Annotated in this window: 16 protein-coding genes; 11 read left to right on the plus strand and 5 right to left on the minus strand. The window is 40.5% G+C overall.

Translation table 11 applies throughout. The annotated features are described in order from the left end of the window. The first annotated feature begins 213 nt into the window (after positions 1–213). The 3 genes from DESMER_RS07605 to DESMER_RS07615 all read left to right on the plus strand — a co-directional run bounded on the left by DESMER_RS07605 (position 214) and on the right by DESMER_RS07615 (position 3755). Positions 214–1512, plus strand: coding sequence for a putative DNA modification/repair radical SAM protein (locus DESMER_RS07605; RefSeq protein ID WP_042334357.1), 1299 nt, complete (start codon positions 214–216; stop codon positions 1510–1512). Next, the gene (locus DESMER_RS07610) at positions 1491–2354 is read left to right on the plus strand and encodes a TIGR03915 family putative DNA repair protein (protein ID WP_014902476.1); all 864 of its coding nucleotides are present in this window, start codon (positions 1491–1493) and stop codon (positions 2352–2354) included. Before DESMER_RS07605 ends, DESMER_RS07610 begins: the two co-directional genes overlap by 22 nt. 219 nt (positions 2355–2573) lie before the next feature. Continuing rightward, the gene (locus DESMER_RS07615; RefSeq protein ID WP_014902477.1) at positions 2574–3755 is read left to right on the plus strand and encodes a C40 family peptidase; all 1182 of its coding nucleotides are present in this window, start codon (positions 2574–2576) and stop codon (positions 3753–3755) included. Between the two features lie 219 nt (positions 3756–3974). Here DESMER_RS07615 and DESMER_RS07620 read toward each other — a convergent pair whose 3' ends face one another. Beyond that, positions 3975–4436 (minus strand): hypothetical protein, encoded by a 462-nt coding sequence (locus DESMER_RS07620; protein WP_014902478.1) that lies wholly within the window; start codon positions 4434–4436, stop codon positions 3975–3977. A 241-nt stretch (positions 4437–4677) separates the two neighbouring features. Here DESMER_RS07620 and buk point away from each other — a divergent pair, with 241 nt between their 5' ends. From buk to DESMER_RS07640, 4 genes are all read left to right on the plus strand, one after another. Then, entirely contained in the window at positions 4678–5742 is a 1065-nt protein-coding gene (gene buk / locus DESMER_RS07625) for a butyrate kinase (RefSeq protein ID WP_014902479.1), read from the plus strand. Between the two features lie 49 nt (positions 5743–5791). Continuing rightward, positions 5792–6700, plus strand: a complete 909-nt coding sequence (locus tag DESMER_RS07630; RefSeq protein WP_014902480.1) for a bifunctional enoyl-CoA hydratase/phosphate acetyltransferase — start codon at positions 5792–5794, stop codon at positions 6698–6700. A gap of 100 nt (positions 6701–6800) precedes the next feature. Continuing rightward, positions 6801–8537 (plus strand): indolepyruvate ferredoxin oxidoreductase subunit alpha, encoded by a 1737-nt coding sequence (iorA, locus tag DESMER_RS07635; protein ID WP_014902481.1) that lies wholly within the window; start codon positions 6801–6803, stop codon positions 8535–8537. Beyond that, a complete protein-coding gene (locus DESMER_RS07640; protein WP_014902482.1) occupies positions 8530–9111 on the plus strand; it encodes an indolepyruvate oxidoreductase subunit beta in 582 nt (193 codons plus the stop codon). Before iorA ends, DESMER_RS07640 begins: the two co-directional genes overlap by 8 nt. Before the next feature lie 83 nt (positions 9112–9194). Here the strand turns inward: DESMER_RS07640 and DESMER_RS07645 are convergent, their stop codons facing one another. Both DESMER_RS07645 and DESMER_RS07650 read right to left on the minus strand, forming a co-directional pair. Beyond that, positions 9195–9386 carry a type II toxin-antitoxin system antitoxin gene (locus tag DESMER_RS07645; RefSeq protein WP_014902483.1) on the minus strand — a complete coding sequence of 64 codons (192 nt, stop codon included), beginning with the start codon at positions 9384–9386 and terminating at the stop codon, positions 9195–9197. 73 nt (positions 9387–9459) lie between these two features. After that, positions 9460–10299 carry an SPFH domain-containing protein gene (locus DESMER_RS07650; protein WP_014902484.1) on the minus strand — a complete coding sequence of 280 codons (840 nt, stop codon included), beginning with the start codon at positions 10297–10299 and terminating at the stop codon, positions 9460–9462. Positions 10300–10488: 189 nt separating this feature from the next. Between DESMER_RS07650 and DESMER_RS07655 the strand changes: the two genes are divergently transcribed. Further along, positions 10489–11352, plus strand: a complete 864-nt coding sequence (locus DESMER_RS07655; protein ID WP_014902485.1) for an SDR family oxidoreductase — start codon at positions 10489–10491, stop codon at positions 11350–11352. Positions 11353–11517: 165 nt separating this feature from the next. Here the strand turns inward: DESMER_RS07655 and DESMER_RS07660 are convergent, their stop codons facing one another. Both DESMER_RS07660 and DESMER_RS07665 read right to left on the minus strand, forming a co-directional pair. Beyond that, a complete protein-coding gene (locus DESMER_RS07660; RefSeq protein ID WP_345787941.1) occupies positions 11518–12489 on the minus strand; it encodes an IS3 family transposase in 972 nt (323 codons plus the stop codon). Further along, the gene (locus DESMER_RS07665) at positions 12399–12851 is read right to left on the minus strand and encodes an HTH domain-containing protein (protein WP_014902487.1); all 453 of its coding nucleotides are present in this window, start codon (positions 12849–12851) and stop codon (positions 12399–12401) included. The genes DESMER_RS07660 and DESMER_RS07665 overlap by 91 nt, the downstream gene beginning before the upstream one ends. Positions 12852–13154: 303 nt before the next feature. On the opposite strand from DESMER_RS07665, the gene DESMER_RS07670 reads away from it, so the two are divergent. From DESMER_RS07670 to DESMER_RS07680, 3 genes are all read left to right on the plus strand, one after another. Further along, positions 13155–14150 (plus strand): 4Fe-4S binding protein, encoded by a 996-nt coding sequence (locus tag DESMER_RS07670; protein WP_014902488.1) that lies wholly within the window; start codon positions 13155–13157, stop codon positions 14148–14150. Between the two features lie 495 nt (positions 14151–14645). Then, complete coding sequence (gene pylSc, locus DESMER_RS07675) at positions 14646–15479, plus strand: pyrrolysine--tRNA(Pyl) ligase large subunit (protein ID WP_014902489.1); 834 nt, start codon at positions 14646–14648, stop codon at positions 15477–15479. A 73-nt stretch (positions 15480–15552) separates the two neighbouring features. Next, positions 15553–16506 (plus strand): choline kinase family protein, encoded by a 954-nt coding sequence (locus DESMER_RS07680; protein ID WP_014902490.1) that lies wholly within the window; start codon positions 15553–15555, stop codon positions 16504–16506. Positions 16507–16858 lie beyond the last annotated feature (352 nt).

Raw genomic sequence — 16858 nt, forward strand, 5'->3', positions numbered from 1 at the left:
ATTATCGCTTCTAAACATAAAGCAAAAACGCAAAATCGGTCACTTCCACTTCAACAATGGAAGCAGGCCGATTTTTAATGAAGGTAATTATTTTTTATAGGCTTAAGTTTTCACTCGGCCCCATAAGAAAATGCTTGTTTGGTTAAAATCACTTTGACAAGAACATATGTTTTGTATATAGTTAAAGTAGTGATTGTCAGGGGGTCGATTATTATAGATATTTTTGATAAGCTGACTATCTTATCAGATTCAGCGAAATATGATGTAGCTTGCACCTCAAGCGGTATAGATAGAAAAGGAAAATCAGGCAGTTTGGGTAGTGCTGCAAAAGCAGGGATATGTCATAGTTTTTCCGCCGATGGCCGCTGCATTTCCTTACTGAAAGTGCTGATGACAAATGTCTGTGTCTTTGATTGTAAATATTGTATCAATCGTGAATCTAATGATACTCCAAGAGCTGCATTTACACCCCAAGAACTAGCGGAATTGACCATTAACTTTTACCGCCGTAACTATATCGAGGGTTTGTTTCTAAGCTCTGGTGTTATTAAAAACCCTAATTATACAGCTGAACAAATGATTAAGGCTTTGGAACTGCTTCGTAATGTATATCACTTTAACGGTTATATTCATGTCAAGGCTATACCCGGAGCAGATAGTGAACTTATCACACGCTTAGGACTCTTAGCAGATCGGATGAGTATAAATATTGAGCTTCCATCTCAAGAAAGTTTAAGGCTTCTGGCCCCGAATAAGACAAAAGAGTCCATCTTACGTCCTATGGGGCTTATAAGTAATAAAATCCAGGAAAACAGAACAGATCTTGTGAAATATCGTCACGCTTCCAGATTTGTGCCTGCTGGGCAGAGTACTCAGCTGATTGTGGGAGCTACTCCTGATACGGATCACACTATTTTGACACTCACTGAGGGGCTCTACAAAAAATACGGTCTTAAGCGAGTTTTTTTCTCCGCCTATATGCCCGTTGTCGAGAATTCCCTCTTGCCGGCCATTGACACAAAACCACCACTGATTAGAGAACATCGACTTTATCAAGCAGACTGGTTATTGCGCTTTTATGGCTTTGAAGCAAAGGAATTACTTGATGCGCGAAATCCTAATTTCAATTTACAAGTCGATCCTAAATGCAACTGGGCCTTAAATAACATGGATAAATTTCCGGTTGAGATTAATAGAGCATCTCATGAAATGCTTTTAAGAGTCCCTGGAATTGGTGTGATTAGTGCCCAACGAATAATTACTGCCAGGAGAAATGGCACTCTTGATTTTGCCAGTCTTAAAAAGCTGGGGGTTGTTCTCAAACGTGCCCAGTATTTCATTACTTGCCAAGGAAAGATTATGGAGGGCCTAAAAATAACTTCGGATAGCACTATTAGAACATTAATGTCAGATCAATATAAGCTCCCGTCATATCAAGAGCAGTTAAGTCTTTTTGATGAACCTTTTATTACGAGAAAGGATGTGCAGCAATGCTTGACGGGACAGATATAGTGTACGCCTATGATGGCACTTTTGAGGGTCTGATGTGTTGTGTCTTTGAGAGTTATGAATGTAAAGAAATTCCCTGCCTCATCCGTCCTCCAAGTGTCCAGCAAACTATTTTTGACACTTCAAAATGGATTGAAACAGATTCCCAAAAAGCCGACAGGGTTTATAACTCTATTCCTGTAAGAATTTCTTCTGAAGCTCAAGAGTTAGTGAAACTAGGGTTTTTAACCTGCGAGGAGAATAAAGAACTACTAATTTTTCGTTTTTTACGGTTAGGTTTTAAGGTTGGTGGCAAAGTCATGACCATGCTTACAGATGAGGCAGTTTGTTCACTGCAAAAAGCCGTTCGCCATTTGACGTCCGAAAGCCATAAGTATAAGGGCTTTATTCGCTTTTCTGTGTTTGGGGAGGCATTGGTTGCAGTTATTGAACCCAAAAACTACGTTCTCCCTCTTTTGTCTGCGCATTTTTGTGATCGTTATAACGGTGAAAAATTTATGATTTATGATAAAACCCACAGCGTGGCCTTAATCTATCAGTCCAATCGTGCTGAATTGATTGGTGTGGAAGGGTTAACTCTTCCCAATGTTGATTCTATGGAGGCAAAGTATCGCCTATTGTGGAAGCAGTTTTACAACACAATTGCCATTGAAGGAAGAACTAACCCCCGCTGTCGAATGACCTTAATGCCTAAACGATACTGGAACCAAATGACCGAACTGGATAATACCAATACTTTGGTTAACTTTAAACTTACCGAAACAAATAAAACCATCGCAAATGATATAAGCAAAACAGCAGACAAAACAGTAAGATACCAAATTCAAGGTAAGCAAGTTCCTTAGTTTCTCGTCGACGGGTTTGTCGATGCTGATTCTGGGAGTTATGGGGTATTATAGTCGGCAAGATATGCAGAAGCACAGGGGTGACCTAACGGTCACCCCTGTGCTTCTGCTCTAACCAATATTCGGAAATGCAAATATTTCACGGATTATACAAGGAAAATTAGGCTTTATGGCGAATTATTACATAGAATAATATGAAGTAACGAGGAGCTAGGATTAATGAAAAAAGGGATAAGCATACTGCGTAAGACAAGTCTTGTGGGTCTTATCGGAGTTTTACTTTTTGTGGCCTCATCGGTGCCTGTTCGGGCTGACAATTTACAACAACAGCTTACTCAATCTCAAAAGCAAGCCAGTCAAATGAAGGCAGCTCTCAATGCTCAAAAGGAAAAAGTAGCCGGCGCGACGACCCAGGTGTTGGCCTTAAAACAATCCGTTGAGGCATTAAATAATAGCATCGCTCGAGAACAAGAAAAGCTCACCGACGAACAAAAAAACCTTAAGAATTTAGAAGCTGAGCAGCAAAAGCTAGAGATTAAACGTCAGGAACACATTAAAGCTTTAGGAAATGTCCTGCGAAGCAACTATGAAGATGGAATTACTACATACCTGGCGGTCTTATTCGAATCCACTAGTTTATCGGATTTTATCGATCGGGCCGATAAGATCCAGATGATCATAAATAATCACAGTAAACTGCAAGAGGACATTCAGAAATTGAAAGAGTCTATGGATACGCAAAAGGAACTTATCGAACAAAAGAAGGAAGTCATTCAGGTTGCCATTCAGGGTAAAACTGAGACACAACAAGAAGTTCAGAAAGTATTGGTTAAACAGCAGACTGTGTTAGATCAACTAAGCAAAGAAGAAAAGGCAGCCTTAAATGCTTCCTTATCTGCTCAAGCAAAAGTTAATCGTATCCAACAATTGATTGAACAGGAAAAACTTGAAGCTGCTTACGCTGCCAAGGAGAAATCTTCTGGATCATCATCAGGCGGAGGGGGAGTTTCCGGTACAGTCGCTGTCTCAGGTGGAGCTAAGCAAGTTCTTAATTATGGAGCTCAATTCTTAGGAATTAAATATGTCTGGGGTGGTACGACCCCTTCGCCGGGATTTGATTGTTCAGGGTACGTACAATATGTTTTCCGAAACAGTGGTATAACCCTGAGCAGAACTTCAGAGCAGCAGTTTAATAATGGAGTTTCCGTTTCTCGTTCGGACTTAAAACCCGGGGATTTGGTATTTTTTGCCACATACTCATCAGGTGCATCTCATGTAGGAATCTATGCCGGAAACAATACAATGATTCATTCCTCTTCTGGAGGGGTTTCCTATGATGATATGACTAGTTCATACTGGGCTAAGCGATATCTGGGAGCTCGTCGAGTTATTGCCCAGTAAATGACAAGGGCGAGCTTTTCCAGAATTGATTTTGGAATAGAAATTCATTCACATACCACTTAATGTTGATTCGGGATGGGCAGGTTAATCTCACTTTTAAGTTCCAAATCCTTTTGGTTTTCAATCTAAATGGCTGATCGGAACCCTAGACCCTAGACATACTTATAATGGCTAGGGTTTTGTTTTTTGTTAGTAGAAAATCTCTCTCGCAACAAGTATTTAAACCATTTTAATATGTTCGCTTTTGTGAAATATCCAGACGGAAATTAAGCACCAAGAAAGATAAACAAAAGGTTGGATGTATTTATAGATTCCGATTGTTTCATATAGTCCTGATTGGGACATTACCATACCCACTGAATAATTTAAGGCTACAAAAGCGAGGAGATAGGGGACAAAAAAAGTTTTCCTCACAGGAAGAAAGTAGAAGAAAAGCATGAAGTAAAAAGTCCATCCAATGGGAGTCCAAAATGAAAAAAGCCCGAAGATACTTGTCTCACCCATGTTTTTGTAGTTTAAGTACCCCATAAAATGAAATAAAGCCACAAGTAGGGTATCTCCAATACCTCCAAAAATCAAACCATAAAGAAGATATTTCTTATATAAGTTTCTAGGAATTAAGATAATCGTCGCTAGCCCAATAGTAGCCGCAAAAATGAAATAAAAGGACAAATCAAACATTAAATACAACTCTTTCTCTATAGATTTTATTGTAGAATTTCCATATCTGAAGATATTAATTCACCAAACCATAAACGAGGTGAAATTGAACTATAACATACATTCAGTAGGATAAGGCATTTGGTAGTTTGCGTTTTAGTTGTGATATGCTGTGATATAATAAAAGGCCAAAGGCTTGGCTTAGTTAAGTGGTCATTAATTATTAAAAATTGCTTTTATATAAAACTAGGGGGAAAGATTCTTGAAAATACTCGTAATTAATCCAGGATCAACTTCAACAAAAATTGCCGTTTATGAGGATAGCAAATGTTCATGGAAGTATGGAATAAATCATCCTGCCCAGGAGATCAACACCTTTTTACGGGTAAGTGATCAATCTGAATATCGCATCAAATATATATTAGAGCTCTTGGAGGAAAAAGGATCTTCCCTGGACTCTTTTGCTGGAATAGTGGGACGGGGCGGAATGCTCAATCCACTTGTTGGCGGGACTTACTTGGTGGACGAAAATCTGGTTAAAATCTTGCAAAACCCACCTGGTGGGGAACATGCTTCAAATTTAGGTGGTATCATTGCCTATTACTTAGGACAGAAAACAAAAGTTCCTGTCTATATTGTTGATCCCGTTTCAGTTGACGAAATGGAGCCGGTAGCCAGGCTTTCGGGACTTCCTGAACTGCCCCGACTCAGCCAATCCCATGCCTTAAACATGAAGGCTGTAGCCCGAAAGGTGGCAAATAGGTTAGGGAAGGCTTATGATGAGGTTAACCTTATTGTTGCTCACTTAGGTGGAGGAATTTCAGTAACCCCTCATCGGCGAGGGAAAATGATTGATGTCAATAATGCTAATAATGAGGGGCCTTATTCGGTTGAACGCTGTGGTACCCTGCCCAGCGCTCAACTTGTAAAATTATGCTATTCGGGGAAGTATACTGAGCAGGAAATGCGGGCCAAAATCCTTAAAGAAGGTGGTTTGTTCGCTTATCTGGGAACTAAAGATGCTCAGGAAGTTGAGAGACGGATGAAAAACGGAGACTCCTACGCAAGTCTTATCCTGGAAGGACTATGTTATCAAGTAGCGAAGGAAATTGGGGCCATGGCAACGGTTTTGCTCGGTGGGGTTGACCAGATAGTCTTGACCGGGGGACTTGCGCATTCAGAGTTTATTACTCAGGAAATCACGCGGCGGGTATCATTTATTGCTCCGGTAATTGTGATTCCAGGCGAAGAAGAGATGGAAGCATTAGCTCTTGGAGCCTTAAGAGTTCTTAATGGAGAAGAGGAAGCCTTAACTTATAACAGTTAGTAGGGATATAATACTAACCAGAAAGGATAACTTTAAATGGGGTGTAACAATGCGCTTTAGCGGGTTTGATGCTTTATTCGATAGAGCAAGGAGTTTAGGCCGGGCAAAAGTAGCTGTGGCAGCTGCTGCCGATAAAGAAGTAATGGAAGCTATCAAATTAGCTGAACAAGAAGGACTGATTACACCGCTGCTGATTGGTGATGTCAATCAGATTGAGCAACTGGCCTTAGAAATAGGGTGGAACTTGGAAAGAGCCAAGTTGATTCAGGAAGCAAATCCTCAAGAAGCAGCTCATAAGGCTGTAGATGCAATTGTCAATGGGGAAGCGGATTTTTTGATGAAAGGGCTGATTAACAGTTCGGACTTTTTACGGGCTGTACTTCGTCCTGAAGGAGGACTTCGAACCGGACGTTTGCTGAGTCACTTAGCAGCATTTCAAGTTCCTGGGTACTCTCATTTGTTCTTTGTAACAGATGGAGGAATGAATATTGCACCGGACTTGACTCAGAAAAAACAAATATTAGAAAACAGTTTGTTCTATTTGCAGAGAATCGGAATGGAATTAGTAAATGTCATAATACTCGCAGCTAATGAAATGGTTGATCCCAAAATGCCGGCGACAATGGATGCCAAGGAATTAGTCGCAATGGGAAAAGCAGGAGAATTCCCAGGGGCGATTGTAGAAGGCCCGCTAGCTCTTGACGGAGCAGTAAGTGCTGTTGCACTAAAACATAAGGGAATTAGCAGTAAAATTAATGGCGAGGTCGATTTGATTTTAACTCCGACCATTGAGGTAGGGAACGTCTTAGGAAAATCAATGGTCTATTTTGCAGGAGCAACAATGGCAGGAATTGTCCTTGGGGCTAAAGTGCCTATAGTACTGACCTCACGCAGCGACACCCCTAGGAACAAGTTTATGGCCATAACCATGGCTGCTTTAAGCCGAACACTATCATAAGCCTCTTTACATTTTTCTATTTTTTGAGTTAAAATGCTTGTATGAGTTCATTTTAGAAAAAATTTGCTCATTTCTACTAAGGGGGGAGACTAGAGAAAGCATGAAAAAATTAATGACAGGCAATGAGGCAATTGCTCGGGGTGTCTATGAATATGGAGTCGGCGTAGCTGCTGCCTATCCTGGCACACCAAGTACTGAAATCCTCGAAAATATTGTGAAATACCCTGAAGTTTATTGTCAGTGGTCGCCTAATGAAAAAGTAGCAATGGAAGTCGGAATCGGGGCAGCTATTGCCGGCGCTCGCTCTATTGTTGCTATGAAAATGGTAGGTGTTAATGTAGCTGCGGATCCGCTTTTTACTGTAGCTTACACTGGAACTCGTGCTGGCTTAGTCTTAGTGTCAGCGGATGATCCGGGAATGCACTCCTCGCAGAATGAGCAGGACAATAGACTATATGCAGCCTTTGCTAAGATACCCTTGTTAGAGCCCTCTAACTCTCAGGAAGCTAAAGATATGGTTGGCTTGGCGATGGAGATTTCCGAAACTTTTGATACGCCCGTAATGATTCGGATAACGACACGGATAGCCCACTCCCAGAGCTTTGTAGAGTTACAGGATCCTCAAGAACGAATAATTAAGACCTATGAGCGTAATCAAAGTAAATATGTTATGCTTCCGGCTAATGGACGCGCTCGGCGTTTAGTAGTGGAAGAAAGGATGCATAAACTCGCTGACTATACAGAGACAGTGGCAGTTAATTATATGGAGATGGATGACCCAGGCGTTGGAATTATAACCTCCGGGATTTCCTATCAATATGTTAAAGAAGCTCTTCCTAAGGCTTCTGTTCTAAAATTAGGATTGACCAATCCTTTACCGTCAGGCTTGATTAAAGAGTTTGCGGCTAAAGTCGATAAACTCTATGTTGTCGAGGAATTGGAGCCCTATATGGAAAACGAAGTCCGTAGACTGGGCATAAATGTCGTAGGTAAAGAACTCTTCCCACCCTTCGGGGAACTCTCCGTTCGGATGATAGGGGAAAAGATCAGCGGTCAACCCGGAATACCGGTAGCTCCAGCTTTTGACTCGCCGGTTCGCCCGCCGGTGATGTGCCCCGGTTGCCCGCACCGTGGAGTTTTTTACACCCTTAAACAACTTAAATTGATTGTTTCAGGTGATATTGGCTGTTATACTTTGGGGGCAATGGCTCCACTCCAAGCAATGGATACAACAATTTGCATGGGGGCCTCAATCTCAGCAGGTTTAGGTATGATCAAAGCTCATCCGGAAATGGCCGAAAATATGGTGGCAGTAATTGGTGACTCAACCTTCCTCCATTCCGGGATTACCGGACTTATGGACGTGGTTTATAACGGTGGAAACCTTACGACAATTATTCTCGACAACTCCATCACAGCCATGACAGGGCACCAGCATAACCCCTCTACAGGCCAGTCACTGATGGGTCAGCCGGCTCCTCAAGTCGACTTTGTTGCTTTATGTAAGGCTTTGGGAATAAAGCGAATTACCGAAGTTGATCCTTTTGACCTACCAAGGGTTAAAGAAGTCATTAAAGCAGAAGTTGCCGCCCCGGAACCTTCAGTGATTATTGCTAAACGTCCTTGTGCTCTTATTATCAAAAACACAGAAAAGCCTCTCCAAGTTCAAGACTGCAGTGGCTGCAAAATGTGCCTAAAACTAGGATGTCCAGCACTTTCTTTTGATGAAGAAAATAAAACTGCTCAAGTTGACCAAGCCCTATGTACAGGGTGCGGAGTGTGCATAAATATATGTAAGTTTAATGCCTTGCGAAAGGCCGGTGACGGTAATGTCTAATATAATTAATGTTCTACTCGTAGGAGTAGGTGGCCAGGGAACAATTTTAGCCTCGAAAATTTTAACCCATGCCGCCATGGCCCAAGGGTATGAGGTGAAGATGTCGGAAATCCACGGTATGGCTCAACGAGGGGGATCTGTTGTAACCCAAGTTCGGATGGGAGAAAACGTTTACTCACCTGTTATAGAACCCGGAGAGGCAGATTTTATTGTCGCCTTTGAACAGCTGGAAGCTTATCGGTGGGCTCACTTCTTAAAAAAGGACGGCGTCTTAATCGTCAATACTCAAAAAATTGTACCTTTAACAGTTCTTATCGGAGCCAAAACCTACCCCACAACAATTCTAAGTGACCTTAAAGAACGTGTGGAGCGTTATATTGAATTGGACGGGTTAAAGTTGGCTTCCGAAGCTGGCAATGCCAAAGCAACGAATGTGGTTTTAATGGGAGTTCTCTCTAAGTACATGAATTTCCCAGAGGATACCTGGAAAAATGCCCTTGATGCCAAGATTCCTGCGAAGCTGCTGGACTTAAATAAGAAAGCCTTTGCTTTGGGAGTGGCCGAAGCGAAATAATTTGGTCTTAGATGTGAATACTAAAGATAAGTCAGAACAAGATGAAAGAAGCTGGAACACGCAGGTGCACCAGCTTCTTTTGTTTATATCTTTTTATGGTTTTCCGAATCCTCTGGGGTAGGGTGCTCTTGTAATCGTCCTGCCCGACGGACTGCGTCTCGAAGTAAAAACTCAATATGAGCATTGGTACTTCTGAATTCATCTGCGGCCCAACGTTCCAGAGCGGCATAAAGTTTTGGATCAAGTCGCAAAGGGAACTGCTTCTTTGTTGCCATTTTTAACACATCCAATGTAAAGCTGTTGGAGATATTTGATTTATTAATAGAAGAAATTGTTGATAAGGAGTTACTAATACATTGTTCCGGCATTGATGACAGGTTGAGCCGACCGCTCGGAAACGATAGAGACTAAGAGGTTATTAATCATTGCGGCTTTGCGCTCATCATCTAGTTCTACAACTCCATTTTTCTCGATTCGTTCAATAGCCATCTGGACCATACCTACAGCGCCCTCGACAATAATTTGGCGAGCGGAGAGGATAGCAGAAGCTTGTTGACGCTGAAGCATGGCACCGGCAATTTCTGTAGCATAGGCCAGGTGGGTGAGCCGGGCTTCGCTGACTTCTACACCAGCCAGATTAAGCCTTTGTTGGAGTTCGTTCATTAATTCTTGGGATACTTCTTCAGGATTTCCTCTAAGGGAAAAGCCTTGTCCTTCAAAGTTGTCGTAGGCATAACGGGTTGCGATGTGGCGTAATGCTGTTTCGCTCTGAATCTCTACAAACTCTTCGTATTTTTCAACGTCAAAAATGGCTTTAGCTGTATCAACGACCCGAAATACTACGACTGCTGCAATTTCCACTGGATTACCTTCAATATCGTTTACTTTTAGAGTTTTGCTGTTGAAGTTTCGCACTCGTAAAGATACTCCCTTGCGAATAGCAAGTGGAACACTGAGCCACAGACCGGGTTGGCGGATCGTTCCCAGATAGCTCCCGAAAAACACGAGGGCATAGGATTTATTGGGTTGAACCACCAAAATACCGGAACCTAAAATAATAGCCAAGATAATCAGGGGGATACCCACTAAGTTTTCCTGAATGACTAAAGCAATACCTCCAGTTATCAGTGCAAGAATCAGAATCAGAGCAAAATAACCATTAACAGCCCAGGCTTTTTTCTCAATCATTTTAATTCCTCCTTGAGTTCATATTGATATTTATATGATATCACTTTTGCAAAATATGTAAAGTAGTATCTTTTAACAGGCCATGAAGTTAAGTGCTTACAATCCCGAAAAGAAGAATATAAAACTTGCGACTATAAATTTCAGAAATGGCCATTTTAATAATGAACTAGTGATTTAGGAGGAACTACAATGACTAACATGCCTCAACCTACTTTTCCTGCTCAGCATCAAGAACAGCAACCGGGACTAGAATCCTTGATGAATCCTTTGCCGATTGCTGAAGATGCTAATTATGTGGGAAACAACAAGCTTAAAGGAAAAGTTGCTCTAATTACCGGGGGAGACAGTGGAATTGGTCGCGGGGTAGCCATCGCTTTTGCCAAGGAAGGTGCAGATATTGCAATTATCTACTTGAATGAACATGAAGATGCCAATCAGACAAAGGCTCGCATTGAACAAATAGGCAAGCGCTGCCTTGTTTATGCCGGAGATATTGGGGATGAAGGGTTTTGTCAGCAAGTTGTGAATCAAACAGTACAAAGCTTTGGAAAACTGGATATCTTAGTCAATAATGCCGGAGAACAACACCCCCAGAATAGTTTGTTAGATATCACAAGTGAACAGCTGGAAAGAACCTTTCGGACAAATATCTTTAGTTATTTTTATATGGCTAAAGCGGCATTGCCCTTTTTAAAGGCCGGGAGTGCGATTATAAATACTGCCTCAATTACAGCCTATGAGGGACATGATCAACTGATTGATTATTCAGCAACTAAGGGAGCAGTAGTTTCCTTTAACCGTTCTTTGTCAGAATCCCTTTGCAAGTTGGGGATTAGAGTAAATGGTATCGCTCCTGGTCCAATTTGGACACCGTTAATTCCAGCTTCTTTTCAAGCTGACAGCGTGGCGACTTTTGGGAGTACAACACCAATGCAACGTGCCGGACAACCTAAAGAGTTAGCACCGGCCTATGTTTTTCTAGCCTCAGATGACTCAAGTTATATGTCAGGGCAGATGCTTCACATCAATGGCGGGAAAATAATAAATAGCTAAATAAATGGTAATCGGTGATACTAAAGAGGCTGTCTTTTCTTAATGGAATATAAAAGAGGCAACTATACTGTGGAGTAAAGCGGACCCTATGTCAAGGACATTTTAAAAAAGGGGTCTTGAAAAAGAATGCCCTCATGTCACAAAAATGTGATGTGAGGGCATTTTCTAAATTTTAATTGGATATTTCCCAGTTTTTATGTAATTGGCATACTTATTTGGTGACAGTTTTGCTAGTCTCCATTGGTAACGGTCATTATTGTAATAGTCCATATAATCATCAATCTCAAGCTTTAAATCTGAGAAGCTATTGCACCTTTCCAGATGAATTTCGTCCTTCATATGACCAAAAAATGATTCCTGAGGGGCATTGTCCCAACAGTTACCTCGCCGGGACATAGATTGTCGTAACTTCTTATCCTTTAAAAGTTGCTGAAAAGATATGCTTGTATAATGGCATCCCTGATCAGAATGCAAGATCGTTTCTCTATTTAATGTGATTCCGTGATTTTCTATAAGCATATTAACCGTTTCAAGTACGAAATCCACTGCCAAGGATTCGCTAGCAACATATGCCATTACCTGTTTGGTACAAGCATCCTTAATAACAGATAGATATGCCTTATCACCATGATTGTAGAAAAGGTATGTGATGTCGGTAAGAAGTATCATACCCGGACCATGTTTTTGGAACTCCCGGTTTACTAGATTTTTAGAAACATTGTTGGTTTTCATGGCCTTTGCCATGCGACGGTAAGGATTTGCCTTGCGTATCGGACATTTTAATCCGTATTTACCCATAAGACGCTGTATTTTCTTTCGATTCATTCGAACTCCCTGATTCAGAAGGCGCATATGAATTCCGCGTGAACCCTTATCATAACCACGAAACTTATATGCTTCTAGAATCAGTTCGAAATCCTTTTTGTCTTGTTCTTCCTTTTCATTTCTTGTATCTACAGTATTTAGCCATCGATAATAACCGGAGCGTGATACTCCGGCTGTATTGCATAGCCAGCTGATATTTAACAGGTTGTTATCTCGTTCGATCATTTCTTTGATGAGTTTGTATTTGATGGATGGTTTCGCTTGTATTCCCAGTTTGCCTGCCGATTCATCTGAATATTTTTTTTTAAGAATTCATTTTCTTGGTTTAAGTATGCAATTTCCTGTTCTAAGCGCTCAATTTTTTCAGTATTGGTGAGTACCTTTGTGGATGGCCGCCCGGTGTTATTTCTTCGGGTGTCTTCACACCCCTCAGGGCGTAATTCATATAACTTCATACGGGCTACAAGACTGTTTTTTCGTTTCTTTCCGAGTATACGATGGTCAATCCCCATATCTGCTAAAATTTGCGACGGCAGTTTTCCAGCGCGATATTCCTCTTCGAACCTTTCTTTAAATTCTTTCGTATAGGTAATTGATTTTGCACTTGCTTTTTTAATGTATGGATTCTTTTGTAGCTCGATCTGTTGTTCTTCAGTAAAATAGTTTTTCCCCATCCAAGCTTTTCTCCTAATTTGATGTATTAAGTATAACAAAAAGACCCTATAAATAGAGTCAGTTAATTTTACGGCAAGTGAGCCTTTTTTTAACTGTCTATTTTATAGGGTCCATTTTAGAGTGCAGCGGTATAGTTGTCTTTTTTTATGACTTGGTTCATAGTGTTGGTACTTCCAAGTGAACAAAATATTCCATGTGATCAATATCACTATTTATGCCCGTTTTTTTAGTATAATAGGGATGTACTTCTTTTTTGAGTATGAACCTTAAAAGTTAACAGCAAATCTAGATTGGGGGTCAATATGAAATTCAACATCCACAGAAATATTTCAGTTAGAAATGTTGTACAACTCCTCTTTGCCGTTATAGTACTGTATATCGGAGTAGTCTTTGTCATGTTTACTGAACAACTGGCCAATAATTCAGTTTTAACAGTTTCTAGGCCGGCGGGAGTAGAGGGGTTTTTGCCAATCAGTGCTCTAGTCGGTTTGAAGGCATGGGTTGCGACTGGGAAATTCGATCCTATTCATCCGGCTGGGTTAGTGATATTCCTGGCAGCGATCACTTTATCAGTGTTATTCAAACGATCTTTCTGTGCTTGGATTTGTCCCATTGGAACACTTTCAGAGGGACTAGCCAAAATTGGCAAACAGATTTTTGGGAGAAATTTTCAGATTCCTAACTGGTTAGACCTTTGTTTGCGATCGCTCAAATACATCCTCTTATCAGTCTTCCTTATGGGTATTTTATTCATGATGAGCGGTCATGAAGCCATATCTTTTATGTACACTCCGTATAATATTTTGGCCGATGCAAAGATGCTGTCTTTCTTCCGTAATCTGGGTATTGTGGGGATGAGTGTAATCGGACTTGTTGTAGTATTATCGATTTTCTTTGAAAACTTTTGGTGTCGTTATTTATGTCCTTACGGAGGACTTTTGGGACTATTCAGCCTACTCAGTCCCTTCAAAATCACGCGTAATAGAGAATCCTGCGTTCATTGCGGAAAATGTAACGCAAGTTGTCCGAACCGGGTGCTTGTTGAGAAGGCAGAGAGGGTATGGTCTCCGGAATGCACGGGCTGCTTGAATTGTGTGCAAAAATGCCCTGTGAATGACACTCTCAAATTTCAAGCTGTTACAGGTCGAAGTTTTCTGTCCCTATATAATTTGGCACTTGGAGTTTTGGCTCTGTGGTTTATTATTATCGGTTTGGCAATTGTCACGGGACATTGGGAGTCAAAAATATCGATAACGGTTTATCAGGAACTGTTTTCCACTGTGAATTCAATGAATTAGTTTTGATACCTTTCAGAGAATTAGGATCTGGGTGATTCAGACTTGAGGTTTAAGCACATTACTCAGAGAAGAAAAAGAACTTGTAGTGTAGCAAAAACAATAATGAGAGTCATAAATAAGTCATGAATGACTGACAAAAGTCCTTCGTGACTTGAATTATTGTATTAATGTAAGATAAAATAGAATTTAGTTGAAGGTTGCTTCATAGGGTTTGGGACAAACTAGTGATGCTTTAGGCTGAAATCTAAAGGAAATGCTGTAAAGTGTACTCTAAACTAGGCTAAGATTGTAAATAAAGGGTTTGCTGAAATTTAGATTTGTCTAAACCAGAGAATTGGCATGGAATTTGCAATGATAACAGATTGTATTTCAGGCGAGTTCTTGAAGTCATTTTTAAATGGGGGGTAGATCGGATTGATCGCGTGGACTCTAAATCCGCGTAGGCGGGTGAAACTCCCGTACTCCTCGCCAATATTATCAGGGGGGAAACTGAGAGTGAGCATTACATGGACACCCATCCAAAAACAACGATTACAAGAACTTAATGCCAGTGAAGTACTGCAAGAAATGTGTTTTGAGTCTCATCAAGAACGGGATCGTGCTTATCAGGAACAGGAACATTTACTGGTAATTAGAGGAAAACAAAAATTGCAAGAATTGTTAGAAACTAATCGGCGTCCGTCCTTAAGTGTACTTGAACAACAGCTTGTAGAAGCTTTGACACAAGAGGGATTTGTCCAAGTAGTCACTCCCACAATCATCTCGAAAACAGCCCTAGCAAAAATGTCCGTATCCGATGATCATCCGCTTTTCTCGCAGGTTTTTTGGCTTGATTCAAAGCGATGTTTACGTCCTATGCTGGCTCCAAATCTATATACCCTCTGGAGAGATCTTTTGCGTTTATGGGAAAAACCAATTAGGATCTTTGAAATAGGGACTTGCTATAGGAAGGAATCGAAAGGTTCCTTACATCTGAATGAGTTTACAATGCTTAACCTAACGGAATTAGGATTGCCGCTTGATCAGAGGCATCAAAGATTAAAAGAACTTGCTGACTTGGTTATGAACACAGTGGGAATTGATGATTACCAACTGGAGTCAGAATCTTCTGTTGTTTATGGAGATACCTTAGATGTTGTTAAGGGTATTGAATTAGGCTCAAGTGCTATGGGTCCTCATGTCCTGGATGATCAATGGGGAATTTTTGATCCATGGGTTGGTATAGGGTTTGGATTAGAGCGATTACTAATGATTAAAGAGGGATCCCAAAATGTCCAAAGCATGGGTAGGAGCCTTACGTATCTTAATGGTGTACGGTTAAATATTTAATTCTAATACCGGAGTTCGGAATTTGAGTTGTGTGTTTGAGAAAATTCTAATTTGAACGGGAGGATCTATAATTATGCATGAACAAGTTATGATCGAACCCTCCATATCCAAGGAACATATCGGACGCATCTACAAAATGATTAGCAAGATTCCCTTTTTTAACGAATCCCGAATTAGTGAAATTGAAATTTTGCCTGGAGGATTAACAAATAACAATTATAAAGTAACAATTGGTGGAGTTACATATGCTGTTAGGCTCGCTGGAGCAGGTACTATGGAATACTTAAATCGTCCGGCAGAAAAGCATAATGCGCAATTAATGGCTGATATTCAAATAAGTGCTCCGATTATTTATTATGATGAAACTACTGGAAACCAGGTGTGTAAGTATATTGATGATTGTAAAACCTTACATATTCCAGATTTTAAAGAAGAAAGACAATATCTCAGTATGGCGGCTAAGGTTTTCAAAAAGTATCACGATTGCCAGAAGGAATTCATATCTGTCTTTAACCCACTAAAGGAAATCGATATATATATGAAATTATTGGCGGAAAAAAATTCAGAATTTTATGAAGGTGCAGAAACTATGGAGAAGAAAATCGAGGAAATCAAAGAGCTCTTTAAAAACAATCCTCCGCCCCAAGCACCTTGCCATAATGACCCGCTTTGTGAAAACTGGTTAGACGATAAAAAGAACTTCTATCTTATCGACTGGGAGTATGGCGGAATGAACGATCCGTTGTTCGATTTAGGAGCATTGGCCATAGAAGCCGAATTGACTGATGAACAAGAACGTTTCTTCTTGAAAGAGTACTATGGCGGGGATTTGACAGACAAACAAATCGGATCCCTGATAATTAATAAATTTTTGTGTGATGCTTTATGGTCATATTGGGCAGTACTTCAAATTGCTATGGGTAAATCAAGAGAAGAATATTGGCCATATGGATTAAATAGATTTAAGCGGGCTTACGCATTAATTCACGATGGAAGTCTAGATCGAGCTATTAAAGCTAACCAATAATAGGTAGCATTATAGACTATACATTTACTCACATCTAAATCTCTGAATTCCTTTGAAGGTCTGGTTTAAAAACCGGGCCAATTTTTTTACTCGAACTAGAGCTGTTTTAAGTGGGGGTGGTTCTCGCAAGTCTTGGAAGATAGCAAGTTAATAATGACTTACATGAAGTAGTGACCGACTTGAATACTAATATCTTTAACCTTCCCGAACTATAACAATTGCTTTTCTAAAGAGAAATTGAGGTGACGAAAACAGATAAATTCCTTAGCACAGGAGGATCTTCAGAGATATTAAGATAATCAGAATATTTTAGTGTGATTATTTTTGATGTGGCATGAAACTTGCATCTAAA

Origin of the sequence: Desulfosporosinus meridiei DSM 13257 (assembly GCF_000231385.2) — a bacterium.
Classification (GTDB): Bacteria; Bacillota; Desulfitobacteriia; order Desulfitobacteriales; family Desulfitobacteriaceae; genus Desulfosporosinus; species Desulfosporosinus meridiei.